This window comes from Mesorhizobium sp. A623 (assembly GCF_054489405.1).
Genome location: NZ_JBTMXB010000065.1, coordinates 1 through 11993 on the forward strand (window position 1 = coordinate 1; position 11993 = coordinate 11993).

The window sequence follows — 11993 nt, forward strand, 5'->3', positions numbered from 1 at the left end:
TCTCTGGCGACGCGCCGGCGTTCCGGCCGCTTCCCTGGTGGAGCTTGCCGAGGCCGATGCCTTCCGTCCGTCCCTAGTACTCGCGCGTCGAGAAGCATTGTGGGCGATCAAGGCGTTGCGGGACGAGCCGTTGCCCCTGTTTGCCGCCGCATCGATCCGGGAGACAGAGACCGTTCCAGAAATCCACGAATCTGTCGTCACGCTACGGCCGATAACGGCCGGCGGCGAGGTGGTCGAGGACTACGGCCATGTCGGGCTGACGTTACGTGATCATCCCGTCAGCTTTCTCCGGGAGGATCTTCGTCGGAGACGCATCGTTTCCTGCGCAGAGGCGACGGCCACGCGCGACGGCCGTTGGCTGGAAGCCGCGGGCATTGTGCTCGTTCGCCAGAGACCGGGTTCGGCAAAGGGTGTCATGTTCATCACGATCGAGGACGAAACCGGGATCGCCAATCTTGTGGTCTGGGAAAAGCTCTTCGAGAAACATCGGCGCATTGTGCTGTCGGCTGGCATGATCGGCGTCTACGGACGCATCCAACGTGAAGGGGATGTCGTGCATCTCGTCGCCCATCGGTTGACTGACCTATCGGCCGATCTCGCCAGCGTTGGAGATCGGGATGCCGCGTTCCCGTTGCCGCATGGCCGCGGCGATGAATTCCACCATGGCAATCTTGGCCTCGATCCACGGAGCGTGCCGAAGTTGCGGAACAGCGACAATCCCAACGGTCGTATCGACCAAATCACGGTGAAGACGCGGGATTTTCGATAGTAGGCGGAACTACGCAGGTTTTAACCACACTTCGTCTGTGGCGGTGTAGCTGATAGCTGCCGCTGTGCCTTTTAGTTTTGTGCGCATTTTACGCGGCATGAGATGCGTGAGTTACGCTGCGGTCATTGTGCACCGAGACAAAGAATATTTCCGCCATAGCCCATGACATCGAGGACTTCCTGAAGCGGTGGTTCGACGCGTGGGGACTGGAGCCGCGCAAGGCGTTCAAAATCGTCGGCGATCGACTCGAGGGCGCGCGGACGTCAGTTGCTTAGTTGGTTCTCGCCCACTTAAAGGCAGATTTTCTATAAATTCGCAAAGAGATCGATGTAGCGACGCTGATTACCAGCAAAATTATCGCAACTGCGGTATATAACTCTGTATACTTATAGGTTTGTCCTGCGATGTCATTGGCTGTGCCGAAGAGGTCAAGCACGGTTATAGCCGCCAGCAACGGGGTCTCCTTGAACATCCCGATAAGATAGTTGCCCATGGGGAGGAAAATTATCGGGATCACTTGTGGTAAGATGACCTTGAACCAAATGATTGTCGTTTTTAGCCCGAGCGCTTTCGAGGCTTCCCACTGACCCGCGTCGACGGCCTCTATTCCGGCACGGAACACTTCCGACATATAGGCTCCTGTATAAAGCCCAAGCGCGACGATGCCAGTGGCGAGGGCATCGAAATGAATTCCGATCCGGGGCAGGATATAGTAGGCGACATAGAGCTGAACGAGCATCGGCGTGCATCGCATGACGGCCACATAAGCCTTGCAGAGCCATCTGATGAGCCGGAATCTGGATCTTGCTGCAATGGCAAGAAGTAGCCCGACAACGACAGCGACCAGATAACCGCCTGCTGTTGCCTTCAGAGTAATCAAGAGTCCGCCCATCAGGGCGGGCAGAACCGACACGAAAAAATCGAAATCGAAGACCATCACGCTCTCACTGCTCGAAAACGGGAAGCTCTTCTTTCAAACCAGGATGCCAGTAGAGAGAGCGGGAAGCACATCGCGAAATAGAGAACGAGCACGCTTCCCCAGACCTCGAAGATTCGGCCAGTGGTAATTACCAGATTGACCCCTGCGAAGGTGAGATCCGTCAACGCGATAAGCGAGACCAAAGACGAGGTCTTCACCAGTTCAACCAGCAGATTTCCGAATGAAGGCCATATGATCGACATGGCCTGGGGGAGAACGATCAGCCACATGGTCTTCCATGGCCGCATGCCGAGAGCCTCACCCGCTTCCCGCTGCCCATGTGGAATCGCTTCGATCGCTCCCCGGACGACCTCCGAACCGTATGCTGCCAGGTTCAGTCCAAGACAAACGACACCGGTGGTCATCGGCGGTATCGTTATGCCGAACAGGGGAAGGATATAGAAAAAATAGAAAAGCTGGACCAGAGCCGATGTCCCGCGGAAGACTTCGACATACAAGGTCGCGAGCCACCGAAGGATACGCCATGAGGAAAGATTTCCGAAGGCGATCACGAAGGACAGCAGGAATGCCATAACCGCGGCAAGCGCCGAAATCTGTGCAGTGACAGCAGCGCCCGCCAACAGTTGAGGAAGGAGCTCGGAGATACTCAACCGCTTACCGGCTCCACATTCATTTCGCTATGATCAACCAGCGCAGATCGACTCCGATGTCTTGCTGCTTTCAGGAATTTCGCGCTCGCCATAGCCGTACCCCTGGACGATCTTCAGCAGAGTTCCATCGTTTATGGCGGTAGCGATCCCGGCATTGAGGGCAGCGACCAGATCCGTATCGGCCTTCCTTACTCCGAAGGCCTGGTAGTTCAAAGGCGTCGTAAAGCCTTCCACCTGCTCTACCCCTTGATCCTTGTACATGTTCATGAGTTCGTTGACCTGCAGGGAGGGGAAATAGATGACGTCGCATCTATTGGCCTGTAGCCCCGCCACGGCCTCGTCAACGCGGGCAAAGAGAACAACCCGGTCTTTGGGCACGCCCGCCTTCGACAACTCCTGAATCTGTGAGGTGCCGCTTTGCGTGCCGACCTTGATTGCGCTTTGACCTGCAAGGTCCTCGAGGCTCGCAATCTTCAGGCTTTCGCCCTTGCGGGCGAGCAAACCTCCTCCCGTCTGTGTAAATGGGTTGGTGAAGGCTATGGCCTCGCAACGCGGGGGCGTTACGTACATCCCTGCACCGATGATATCGAACCTTCCGGCATTCAGTCCCGGGATCAGGGCGTTGAAGTCAGCCACCTGCGCCTCGAGATCCTTGATCCCAAGCGGCTCGATGATCGCTCGGATAAGATCCGGTACGGCTCCCTTCATGCTGCCATCCGTATCGATGTAGCCGTAGGGCTTTTCGTTGGCGATGCCGACACGGAGCTTGCCCGAGGCCTTGGCCTTCTCGAGCGTGCTCTCTTGCGCGCTCGCGGGCCCTCCTGTCAGCAATATCGTCGATGTGGCCGCGATACCCGCCAGAACTGACCTGCGGGATATGTTAAATGCGGGTTGGGTCGTGAACTTCACATTCATAGCTGTGCTCCCTTTGTTGTTGCTTTTAGTTCATCAGTAATCCGGGAAGCCGTTCTGCGTGATGCAGAAGACGGTCAATTTCGCCAATCGTATTGTAGTGGGCAAGGCCAATTCTCACGGCACCACCCGTTTCCAGCAATCCAAGCCTGCGGCAGGCCTCGATGGCATAACTGTTGCCGCTCCAGAGGTTTATCCCTTCGTCGGAAAAACTTCTGGCGATGACGGAAGGGGAGATGGGTGGGCAAGTGATCGCAACCACCGGCGCGCGCTTATGCAGTTCGTTGGGATTGGTGATCCCGTGGATCTTGAACTTTCCGATCTCCTTCAGGCCCGTCAGAAGCCGATCGAGAAGCAGCCGTTCATGCTCTGCCATTATACCCCACGCCCGCTCGATCGCTTCACGGCGCGTGGCTGGCGCAGGCCCATATCCAAACTCACGGCCGACCCATTCGAAGTACTCCACCGTTCCTAGTACGCCTGCCGCGCTTTCATGACCGAGAGTGCCCGTCTCGAACCGATAAGGGATCACGTCCGCCGAGGGCCGGGCCTTGTAGGTTTGCAGGCGCTCCAGGACCTCCCTGCGGCCCCACAGAACTCCCGTATGCGGCCCGAAAAATTTGTACGGTGAACAGACAAGCATGTCGCAGCCGAGCGCCTGAACATCCGTCAGCGCGTGGGCGGCGAACTGAACGGCGTCGACATAGACGATCGCGGACGGGGCCTTCTTCCTCACGATCTCGGTCATGGAGCGGATGTCATTGACCGTGCCGAGCAGATTGCTGGCAAAATTGAGCGCAACCACCCTGGTTTTCGGTGAAAGGACGTCTTCCAGTCGATCTAAGTCGAATTCGTAGCTATCAGGGTCGAAAGGAAGCCACTTGACGCTGCATCCGCGATCCTCGGCCATCTGGAGCCAAGGTGAGATGTTCCCTTCATGGTCCATCTCGGTCAACACGATTTCGTCGCCTGCGGCCAAGGATTTCCCGATGCAGCGCGACATGTGGAACGTCAGCGATGTCATGTTCTGACCGAAAATGATCTCGTCAGCCGAGGCGGCACCGAGAAAATCTGCCATGGCGGCCCGAGCCTCGGTGAAAAGCTGCCCCATCATCTCCGTCGTCTGGAATTGCCCGCCAAGGTTGGCGTTGGTTTCAATCAGGCATCGCGTTATGCGGCTGATCACTTCCTCCGGAACCTGGGTTCCGCCCGGATTGTCGAAATAAACCCTTTGGACCCCATTCTCGGTCAACGAGAGAGCCGGGAACTTCCGGCGCACACGCTCCACATCGAACTGCATTTCAAATTCATCCTGCTGTTTACGGCAGGTTACAGATGTCGTTCGTATTCAGTCCAATATCATGCTATCGCCAATTTATTCATACACGATATAGGTTGCTTGCCTCTCGAAGGAGCCTGGAATGATCCCCTTATCGATCCGGCATATAGAGGTGTTTCAAACCGTCATGAGCACCCCGAACCTGACGACTGCGGCAGTGGTGATGAGAACCTCCCAGCCGACGATCAGCAGGGAGATAAGAAATATGGAGAAGATCGTCGGCTTCTCGCTGTTCGAGCGCAAGGGAAGGCACCTTCGTCCGACCAACGAAGCAAATGCCCTGTTCTCCGAGGTCAGAAAAGCGTTTATGGGCCTGGAGGCAGTCAGGCGTTCCGCCGCGGCCATCCGCGACAGCGCAATGAGTTCCGTCAGGATCGCTTCGATACCGTCCTTCACGAACACGCTTATTCCCTCGGCACTAGCCGCATTCAGGCTCCGCCATCCGACCGTAAGGTTCGTGGTCCACGTGATGGATCAGCAAGACATTCTTGCTGAAATAGCCGCTCGCAACTTCGATATCGGAATTGTCGAGGCCGACGGTTCCCACACACTTCCGGACTCCATTACAATCGACCTGGGCAATCTCCTGTGTCTTCTTCCGAGAGGCCATCAACTGGAGAATCGAGAACTTCTTCACCCGCATGACTTCACCGATGCGGATTTCATCTATTTTTCCGCTGACGACGTCCACCGGCCGTTCATCGATCGCATATTCGAGGAACTGCAGATCCCGAGAAAGCTGATCGCAGAGACAACGACTTCATTGAGCGTTTGCGCTCTCGTTCAAGCCGGGATCGGGATATCGATCATCAACCCGCTGAGCGCATTGAATTGCGACCCGGAAAAGGTGAGTTTGCGGGCCTTTTCGGTGCCTGTCCCCTACAGCGTCGCTCTGGTCTCGGCGATGGGGGCGTACACGCATCCCCTCAAGAAGGAGATGATCGACACGATGGCCGCGGAACTTCGTGCTGCCAATGCGAGGATCGGCGAGCGCCTGGAACAGTGAGCCAAACATATCGGTCCTGAATGCCAGTCGCACGTCTGGATATTTTACAAGCGGCGAAAGCGGTCGTTACGATGACTGCCTGCACGGAATTCTACAAAGGCGGCAATATGAACGATCTCAAGAACGTCCAACTGAATTTCTCTTCATCCGTGCTGGCCGGCTGGTCCTGGCAGGCGCAGGAAATTAAAGGGTCCGCACCTGGTCCCCGGCTGTGCGTGATGAGCGGCGTTCACGTTAACGAGGTGTCGTGCATCGAAGCCGCTTTCAGGTTGAGAAGCTTCTTTCGCGAAAACGACTTCCGGGGAACCGTTTCCATCATGCCACTGGCCAATCCCCCCGCATGGCCCGAGCGCTCGGAATATATTTGCCCGATCGACGACAAGAACATCAACTTCACCTTTCCCGGCCGGCCCGATGGTACCTTTAGTGAAGCGCTGTGCGACGCGCTTCTAAACGAGTGGGCCCGTGATGCTGCTTGCCTGATCGATCTGCACGGAGGCGACATGTGTGAAGAAGTCGCACAGTTCACCGTAGCTCCGACCATTGGCGACAGGTCGTTCGACGATTTCAACCTTGCCCTGGCGCAGGCTTTCGATCCCGAAATTATCGTGACTTTGCCTCCGTCCAATCTGGTCGAACCCGGCAGGAGTTGTTCGGGGAGAGCCAGGCAGAAGCAGCACGCTGCATTCTCGGAAGCCGGCGCGCATGGGGTCGTCGACGAAAACAGCGTTTCATTCCATGTGAACGGCGTTCTTCGTGTGGCAAAACTTCTTGATATGATCGACGAAGCTCCGCCTGCATCGCGAAGAGCCTTCGTTGCTGACGAATATCATTGGGTTCCCGCGGGTGCGGACGGATGGTTCCGCCCAATGGTTCACCCGGGAGATGAAGTCGCCAGCGGACAGGTCATCGGCACCATAGATGATTTCGGCGGACGGAGGCTGAATGATGTGCGTTCGCCCGCCGATGGAAGGGTTCTCTGGCGATGGACGCACTCAAACGCAACTGCGGACCTGAACGTGTTCGGCGTCGCGTCATAATCTATAACGCTAAGCAGCCACGGCACTCACGACTTCCCCGAGTTGGTGAAGGGAAACGGAATTGTTGACATCACGGGCGATGAAATCCGGCCACCGGGTCGCGAACGCGAACCGACACCCGTAGACCTATTGAACGATCCCGCCGTCCACCTCGCCATCAAAGCCGACGGCGTTACGAAAGCTGCAACCGCCTTTTGGAAGTCGGAAGTGGACAGGCAGCTTACGGCCCCAATCCTGCAATTGAACATATGCCAAGTTCTGGAAGCGCAGCCCCAAAAGATGACAGTGAGCCATCCACCTATTTCGGCGCATCGCCCGTGTCTGAATCCCGTTACCGGGGAGGTCGGGGAACACGCATTGTATAACTCGACGAACCCAGTGAGGGATCTGGAGGTAAGGTCTGCACGTCCAGTCGAGCATCAAGGTGAAGAGGGCGAACCCCCTCGCAATGCCACAGCAATTCGAACCCCGATTCTCTCCGCGGCCTCCGCAAGCCCCTTATGGTCCACTCCAACGGCCCGCGATTCGACTGACTCTACTACCTGGTTTCCCAGCAACCTGCATACCGTATCGTACGGCACCCCGGAATCGGCACCGAACAAACGAAAGGTCGGGCGCGCGGTTCGCATTTGCGCATCCGGTATACCGGCGCGACGCACTACAATACGCCAAGTCCGCACTAGCTTGCGGTATGCCTTGCGCAAATCGAGGTTCGGGTTACTAGGGTGATTTTCACGGACGAGTTTCGACAAGATTGCCGCCGCAGGCGAACATAGGTAAATTGTGCGTTTGGTCGCCCGACCTGAGCTGGGTATTGTTACATGGCCGTACTCGAAATCGACTTCATCGAGTCTGATGAGTTCTAAAGCCTCCGTCGATCTTGCGCCGATAATCAACATCAGTTTGATCATTCCAACCGCGAAAGGGTCTAGGGACGTTTGCTGATAGACGTCCCGCCACTCTGGGAACTGTCTCGATCCTGATTTTTCGGCATGCTCGTCCCTCAAAACTCCAGGGATTATATCCTCGTCGAGCGCAGCGCCAATACGCGCGAGTTCGTTAGATGAGAAACCGTGTGATCGCGATTCTGGAGCGAATCTTCGAACTCCACGTGTGGGATCGAAGTTATTTCGGAGCGACCCTGCTCTTCCGGCAAAGAGGTACATCCGCGAAAGGGCAATGAGCACGCGTTTTGCGGTGATCTCCCGTCGGATACCATCCTTTCCTGTGCATGCGACGACATCATGAAGCCAGACTACCTTTTCCCGGGTCATGCAGTTGATCGGAATAGAGCCGACAAGGGGATTGATGACGCGGTCAAATAAATCTCCGAGTTCGCGGACAGTGCTCGGCCGGAGCGTCGTTCTGACATGGTCAAGAAACGTATTCGAAAATTGGCTTATGGAGGGCAACACTTGGCCGTCGTTTCCCGGGCGCTCCGCAAATTGCGCATCATGGAGGATCTTCCGGGCCGCTTTGCGGGCAGCATGCGCCGATAATTCCGTTGCCGAGCCAAGTAAACGCCACCTTCGCGGGCCCGTGGTGGCTGGACACATAACAATCCAAGTTTTGCGGCCAGTAGCGTCTACGCGAATACCGAAACCCTTCAGCGTTGCGTCGAAGTAGACGATTGGGCGGGATTTCACAGGGATGGCGAATACGGAGCGGTCTGTAAGATACAGTATAGGCATGAGGAACCTCAAACGATGGGTCTGATGCATTCATGATGTAGGCTTGTGAATTGCCGCAAGATTTCAGCCCGGTGTCGTGTTGAGGAGCATGCGAAGCCTGTCCGCCCATGCTTGCAGTGCCTCGCGCATTTCATCCAGGTATTGGTACTGATCATAAATTCGTGCTAGGCCCTTTTTACCATGGCCGATAACTAACTCAGCGATGTGTTCGGGCACCTTGAGCTTGGATAAATTTGAACGGACGATGCGTCGCTTGTCGTGGAGGGTGAATTTCCTGAGCGAAACTCTCGCTGGATTTTCACCGCGAGCTGCCTTGATTTTTCTCAACTCAATCAGCGTGTATTCGTCCAGTCGCCTTTTTGCCTTAGAATATCCATTGACTGCCTTCACTCCATTTGATGTCGAAAACAGGAAGAGACCCGATCCTTCCTCCTTGAAGCGCGGGAGCGCAGAAAAGATCTCGGTGGAGATATCTGACAGCGGCACCAAGTGCTGAAGCTCCGATTTGAACCGTTCGGCCGGGATCGTTAAGAGCTTTTCGGCTAAATCGAGCTCTGGCCAACTCGACTCGCCGATGTCCGATTTTCGCTGCCCTGTAGCTATTAACAGCCGGAACAATGAACCGTACGGATAGCCCAGAGCGTCAGCGGCACGCCAAAGGGCGACGGTCTCGTCGTCATCCGGAACAACTTTGCGAACGTTTTTGGTGAGGCTTAAATCTTTCAGTTTGAGATGAGCGATCGGATGAGCTTTCAGCGCGTATAGCTTCCGGTTCTCAGGCATCATTCCATAACTGAAGATTAATTTGGCATAGCTGAGTATGTGCCACGCCTGAGTCGGTGCTCCGCGATCGCGGATGTTGGCGATAACTGCCGCGACGTCCTGGTCGTCGATTTCTGAAACGTTCTTGTTCATCCAGGGGTTACGAGTCGAGGTGAGCAGGTCGTATCGAATTGATCGTTCTACCCTCTTGCTCTGCCGATTTTTCCTGAACGGTGAACTGGCCACATACGCCTCTGCCAATGCTTTAAAATCCCGTTTCTCCTCCGCCGCTGCGGCTTGCGCCGTCCGCTCTTCGATCTCGCGCTGTTCGCGCTCCCTTTCTCGGGGATCGATGCCTGATTTTCGAACGGCTTCCCACTCGCGGACTTTGTCTCGGGCTTGGGCGAGGGTGGCGTAACCCGGTCCCGGTATCTTGTCTTCCGACTCTGCAAACTTACCGATCATGCGCGAGGTGGCGCTTGTGGCCCCTTTCCTCCATCGCGCGGACACATAGAAGATCTTGGACCTTGGTGCGACCCGAATACGAAGGCCGGAAGTTTCGCCCGTATCAGCGACCTCGTACATGCGACCATCGGGGTTGGGCTTCAGGCCTTCAATGAATTTAGGGTTTAACCCCTTTGCCGGTGCCTTAGGGTTTGCGATTTCGTTTTTCATTGGGTTGCCCTCAAGCGTTCTGTTTTGCTCGACGATCTCCATCGTACTTACCGCATCCAAATTTCGTTGACAATAACAAAATACAATGAAATCAATATCTTAAGTCTGTATAAATTACATTGCGTGGCAGAAAGTCGTTCTATGTCGTGTTGTTCGATCTGAAAATCATGCGCTCTGTCGGAATTGGAGGCACGTCCCCGAGCCAGTTGTGGCGATTCGGATCTCAAGTGGTGAACCTTGGGGTCCCTTGAGGAGAGGCGCTGGCTATCGATTTTCGGCGGCTGATGCATCTGAATGGCAACCGCAATATGCTGATCCATCGCCACTCAAGGCGCTGCCGATCATAAGTCGCGCTGGCAATTATTGGATATCATCTACTACGGGAGACCCGTTGGCCTCGTCGAACCTGTCCAGCCGGGCATGTGCCCATATAGGGGGCGGGGGCTATGGTCGGTCAGACCTGCGAGTTGAAAGGGACCGTTTTGTGCACCGTTTTGGCAGCACAGTTCTGCCGCGCAATGTCGTCTTATGCCGCGCTACCTTGGACTGAATGTCAGTGCTGGACATTGAATTTGCGGCTAAAATCAGTCATTTAGGTTGGCCTAGACTCCGTTATATCGCGTTAAGCCTGCTTATGAAGAAATTCGAGCCAATGGCGTTGCACCACTGATCTGCCGGCTCATAACCGCTTGGTTGGGGGTTCGAGTCCCTCCGGGCCCACCAGTAAATCCGCCACTTCTGTCGTCCCAAAATTTTAGCGAATTGGATTCAAAAATTAGCGAATTGGTTTCCAAAAAATAGCGAACCTAAATTGGCAAACGCCTCGCTGTGCCGTTTTAGATAACCATCTGATATCCCCGCGATTCCGCGTGTATTAAGAGTCGACTTGAAGCAATGATGCAGTCATTGGGAACAGTGACATGCCACGGAAAAGCCATATTTTTTCGAGTGGCCACCAAAAATCTGCGATTCGCATTTACCCTCGTTAGGGTACGGACCCCATAACGGCATCTCCACGTTTTTGCGAAAGGCGAGCTTGGAGCAAGAGCCGTTTTCTTCGGCTTGGGCTTCCAGATAGGTGCTTTCCAATTTCACTTTGCCTCGCGTGGCACCTTTCCAGATCGGATTCCGGCTCCGGTTTCACTCGTCTCGGCAAGAAACTCGATTCCATTTTGCTCAAACACTGCCTGAACGCGTTTCCGTATTTCGGGTCGCACCGTTTCCCCGGCCTCGATGCGAACAAGTGATCGTTTGCTGACGCCTGCCTTCTTGGCCAGATCGACATTGGTCATGCCAAGCAATGCGCGTGCCGCGCGCAGGAATTCATAAGTTGCATCCATCCAGTGCTTTTATCCGGCAGCGGTCTCGAATTCCAGCCGCCACTTCCAAGAGCGGCCTAATTGTTGACTTCACCCGACAACGGCCCTCGGACCGCGTGATTTTCGCGCACCATAAAAACAGTATAGGCGTCTAGACGCCAACGGAGCGACGCCATATGCCTGTCGCATCAATTTCATGACCACAGGATTCGTTTCTGATCCTGCTGACCGATACTGGAGCCTTGCAGATGCTGCTGTTCACCCAGAACAAAAAAACCGATCCGATGTTTGCGTTCGAGATGGAACGCGTCAAGTCATTGGCGGCAGACATGGGACGCATCCATCGCGGGATTGCACCCGAAGATGTCGCTGATGGCAATTTCCCAATCCTTGACCGCTGGGTCCTTGGGCGGCGGACGGTGCCCTGCTTGATGGGTCTTTCGACGGGCCACCCGGAACTTCCCGGCCAAGGCCGCCTGATCACCACATCGGATCTTTGGCTGCTATCCAAGGACATGCGTTGGGCACGAACGCTATCTCGCTGGCATAAGCTGGGGCGCCCCGGCGAACTGTCCGACTTCAGGCCGTGAGTGTCGGACATGACGGAGAAGAATCCGGATATCGAGCGCCACTTCGAGCGGCGGATGAAAGCCGCCAAGATTGGCCTGCATCTGCCCAGCGAAGAAGAATTGCTTCGCGGAATGGCATTCTTCGACGACGAGCTTCGCAGCGACATCCGTGAATATGCCAGCCGCCTTACGCGGCGCATGAAAAACCGCGGGCGTGAAGAACTCGCTCCGCTTATCAACTGTCTTGACCTGAGACCCGTGTTTCCTCCAGCCTATTGGAGAATCCGGAGATTGATTTGTGGCGTCATGCGGCCTGCTTTT

At 55.5% G+C, this 11993-nt stretch carries 12 protein-coding genes; 5 read left to right on the plus strand and 7 right to left on the minus strand.

What is annotated here, in order from left to right; translation table 11 throughout:
* Positions 1-769: OB-fold nucleic acid binding domain-containing protein (locus ACX3P1_RS26955; protein ID WP_459082706.1), on the plus strand; the 769-nt coding region annotated here is incomplete at its 5' end.
* A 271-nt stretch (positions 770-1040) separates the two neighbouring features.
* Here ACX3P1_RS26955 and ehuD read toward each other — a convergent pair.
* From ehuD to ACX3P1_RS26975, 4 genes are read right to left on the minus strand one after another with little or no spacing between them, the layout of a single operon-like run.
* Positions 1041-1706 carry an ectoine/hydroxyectoine ABC transporter permease subunit EhuD gene (gene ehuD / locus ACX3P1_RS26960; RefSeq protein WP_459082708.1) on the minus strand — a complete coding sequence of 222 codons (666 nt, stop codon included), beginning with the start codon at positions 1704-1706 and terminating at the stop codon, positions 1041-1043.
* Positions 1706-2359, minus strand: a complete 654-nt coding sequence (gene ehuC / locus ACX3P1_RS26965; RefSeq protein WP_459082710.1) for an ectoine/hydroxyectoine ABC transporter permease subunit EhuC — start codon at positions 2357-2359, stop codon at positions 1706-1708. The genes ehuD and ehuC overlap by 1 nt, the downstream gene beginning before the upstream one ends.
* Positions 2360-2392: 33 nt before the next feature.
* Positions 2393-3274 (minus strand): ectoine/hydroxyectoine ABC transporter substrate-binding protein EhuB, encoded by an 882-nt coding sequence (gene ehuB / locus ACX3P1_RS26970; RefSeq protein WP_459082712.1) that lies wholly within the window; start codon positions 3272-3274, stop codon positions 2393-2395.
* A 25-nt stretch (positions 3275-3299) separates the two neighbouring features.
* Positions 3300-4571 carry a cysteine desulfurase-like protein gene (locus ACX3P1_RS26975; RefSeq protein WP_459082714.1) on the minus strand — a complete coding sequence of 424 codons (1272 nt, stop codon included), beginning with the start codon at positions 4569-4571 and terminating at the stop codon, positions 3300-3302.
* A 121-nt stretch (positions 4572-4692) separates the two neighbouring features.
* On the opposite strand from ACX3P1_RS26975, the gene ACX3P1_RS26980 reads away from it, so the two are divergent.
* Positions 4693-5616 carry a LysR substrate-binding domain-containing protein gene (locus ACX3P1_RS26980; protein ID WP_459082716.1) on the plus strand — a complete coding sequence of 308 codons (924 nt, stop codon included), beginning with the start codon at positions 4693-4695 and terminating at the stop codon, positions 5614-5616.
* A gap of 107 nt (positions 5617-5723) precedes the next feature.
* Positions 5724-6656 (plus strand): succinylglutamate desuccinylase/aspartoacylase family protein, encoded by a 933-nt coding sequence (locus ACX3P1_RS26985; protein ID WP_459082718.1) that lies wholly within the window; start codon positions 5724-5726, stop codon positions 6654-6656.
* Between the two features lie 419 nt (positions 6657-7075).
* Here ACX3P1_RS26985 and ACX3P1_RS26990 read toward each other — a convergent pair whose 3' ends face one another.
* From ACX3P1_RS26990 to ACX3P1_RS27000, 3 genes are all read right to left on the minus strand, one after another.
* The gene (locus tag ACX3P1_RS26990; protein ID WP_459082720.1) at positions 7076-8347 is read right to left on the minus strand and encodes an integrase arm-type DNA-binding domain-containing protein; all 1272 of its coding nucleotides are present in this window, start codon (positions 8345-8347) and stop codon (positions 7076-7078) included.
* A 63-nt stretch (positions 8348-8410) separates the two neighbouring features.
* Positions 8411-9826, minus strand: a complete 1416-nt coding sequence (locus tag ACX3P1_RS26995) for a tyrosine-type recombinase/integrase (RefSeq protein ID WP_459082722.1) — start codon at positions 9824-9826, stop codon at positions 8411-8413.
* A gap of 1049 nt (positions 9827-10875) precedes the next feature.
* Positions 10876-11124: a helix-turn-helix transcriptional regulator gene (locus ACX3P1_RS27000; protein WP_459082724.1), complete on the minus strand. Its 249-nt coding sequence runs from the start codon at positions 11122-11124 to the stop codon at positions 10876-10878.
* 227 nt (positions 11125-11351) lie between these two features.
* On the opposite strand from ACX3P1_RS27000, the gene ACX3P1_RS27005 reads away from it, so the two are divergent.
* Together ACX3P1_RS27005 and ACX3P1_RS27010 are read left to right on the plus strand one after the other, a co-directional pair.
* Positions 11352-11693 (plus strand): hypothetical protein, encoded by a 342-nt coding sequence (locus ACX3P1_RS27005; protein ID WP_459082726.1) that lies wholly within the window; start codon positions 11352-11354, stop codon positions 11691-11693.
* 9 nt (positions 11694-11702) lie between these two features.
* Positions 11703-11993: hypothetical protein (locus ACX3P1_RS27010; RefSeq protein WP_459082728.1), on the plus strand; the 291-nt coding region annotated here is incomplete at its 3' end.